The sequence below is a fragment of the Paenibacillus sp. FSL R7-269 genome (assembly GCF_000517865.1).
Taxonomy (GTDB): Bacteria; Bacillota; Bacilli; order Paenibacillales; family Paenibacillaceae; genus Paenibacillus_AQ.
The window spans coordinates 1-659 of the sequence record NZ_ASPS01000111.1; the positions used below are offsets into that span (position 1 = coordinate 1).

1 protein-coding gene is annotated in these 659 nt (G+C 46.7%); it reads left to right on the top strand.

Annotation, left to right across the window (positions count from 1 at the left end; translation table 11 throughout):
* Positions 1 to 659 (top strand): ArsB/NhaD family transporter (locus C162_RS31135; RefSeq protein ID WP_036701512.1); only part of this gene is annotated, 659 nt, incomplete at both ends.

The following is a 659-nucleotide window of genomic DNA, read 5'->3' on the forward strand; positions in this document are numbered from 1 at the left end:
AGCGCTCATTCTAACACCAATTGTGCTGGCTATGGTCCGTGCGCTGAATTTTGATGAGAAAAAGGTTTTTCCGTTCATCATTGCTAGCGGGTTTATAGCAGATACTACGTCTTTGCCCCTGGTTGTAAGCAATCTGGTGAATATCGTATCGGCTGACTTTTTCGGATTAACCTTTATGGAATATGCCGGACGGATGTTAATGCCTACCTTATTCTCCTTAGGGGCAAGTATTCTCGTGCTTTATTTCTTCTTCCGCAAAAGCATTTCCAGAAACTTTGACAGCTCCCAGCTGAAAAATCCGGCGGAAGCTATCAAAGATAAGAAGATGTTCAAGCTATCCTGGTGGGTATTAGCAGTTCTGCTGGCAGGGTACTTCGTGAGTGAGTTCCTGAATATCCCAGTGTCTGTTGTAGCCGGGGTTATCGCAATCTTTTTCCTGCTTATGGCAAGGAGAAGTCCAGCTGTACCTGCAATGGAAGTGGTGAAGGGAGCACCTTGGGCGATTGTTTTCTTTTCCATCGGTATGTATGTTGTCGTATATGGTCTAAGAAATGCGGGTCTTACGAATGTGTTAGCTGATGCCATCCAGGCCGTTGCCGATCAAGGGCTGTTCGCAGCAACGATGGGGATGGGCTTTATTGCCGCGGTGATCTCCTCCA